At 34.0% G+C, this 1,248-nt stretch carries 1 protein-coding gene; it reads right to left on the bottom strand.

Annotation, left to right across the window (positions count from 1 at the left end; translation table 11 throughout):
• Positions 1 to 42 precede the first annotated feature (42 nt).
• Positions 43 to 1,169, bottom strand: a protein-coding gene (locus tag JZO76_RS14040) for an IS3 family transposase (RefSeq protein ID WP_113624675.1) whose coding sequence is annotated in 2 segments (ribosomal slippage) — positions 43 to 941 and positions 941 to 1,169 — 1,128 coding nt in all. Because the reading frame shifts where the segments join, the coding sequence is not laid out codon by codon here.
• Between the last annotated feature and the right edge of the window lie 79 nt (positions 1,170 to 1,248).

Below are 1,248 nucleotides of genomic sequence, written 5' to 3'. Positions count from 1 at the left end.
TGGATTTGAGTCAATATCTTGGACACATTTTAGTAGAGACGGTTATGTCATTTTTTCTTTTGCCAAATCTTCAAACTCCTGAGGGGTTAGATAGTGAATCGAACTATGAAGTCGATTCCGGTTATAAAATCCCTCAATATAGCTAAATAGTGCACGATTTGCTTCTTCAAAATTTGAGTAGCTAGTCGTGTAAACTTCTTCCTTTTTCAATGAGGCGTGGAAAGATTCGATTCCTGCGTTATCATAAGGTGTTCCCTTTCTACTATAGGAATGCCTTATTTTGTTGGTTTCAAGCCATTTTTCTACTTCTGTTGCTGTATATTGACTGCCCAAGTCAGTGTGTAGAATCATTCCTTCCGGAATGTGATACTTTAGTTTTGCTTTATTCAACGTTTGAATGACACAATCCACCGTCATTCTTTTTGAAAATGTATAACTAATAATTTTTTTCGTGTGTAGATCCATGATGGAAGACAAGTAACACCAGCCATTTTTCTTAGTAGGAATGTATGTAATGTCAGCCGCCCATTTCTCACAAATAGTTTTAGTAGAAAAGTCCTGATTTAATATGTTCTCTTTTGAAATAATCGCTTTATTTAACCTTTGAGGTCTAAATTTTTTTACTACAATCGATCTTAAATTTAATTGCTTCATTAGCTTTTGGACATGTTTAAGAGATACTGAAATGCCATCTTTTAATAAAACTTGATGAATTTTAGTGGCACCATAGCGCTGTTTATTCGTAAAAAAAACTGTCGAAATAGTCTCTTTCAACGTATTATTTCTGATTTCTGTAGCTGTCAATGGCTTGTTTTTATAAAAATAGTAGACACTTCTAGGGATTTCTAATAACCGACATAACAAAGAAACAGTGTAGTCCTTACACCATTTTTCAATAAACTGAATAAGCGAATTTAGGTTTTCCGAGAGAATATGGCTGCGGCTTTTTTTAAGATTTCAAGTTCCTCTTTCAAACGAGCATTTTCTTTTTTTAGTTCAGCCACTTCTTTTCCAGTCAGTCCTGTGGACTGATTAGGCAAATATAAATTCTTCCATTTGTAAATCGTCGCTTCAGATAAGCCATATTCTTTCGCCAACCCTCGAACGGAACGTCCAGTTTGATTCAGTTCAACAATCATCTGTTTAAAATTTTCTTCATATCGGGTCATAAAAAATCATCCTCTCGTAGCTAAGTTTAATTTATTTTTGTCTCTACGAAAAGTTGTCTAAGATTTAATACTAACACCA

This window comes from Candidatus Enterococcus myersii (assembly GCF_017316025.1).
GTDB lineage: Bacteria > Bacillota > Bacilli > Lactobacillales > Enterococcaceae > Enterococcus_C > Enterococcus_C montenegrensis.
Note: the sequence above shows the minus strand (reverse complement) of the source record. Positions and strands in the feature narration are given on the sequence as shown.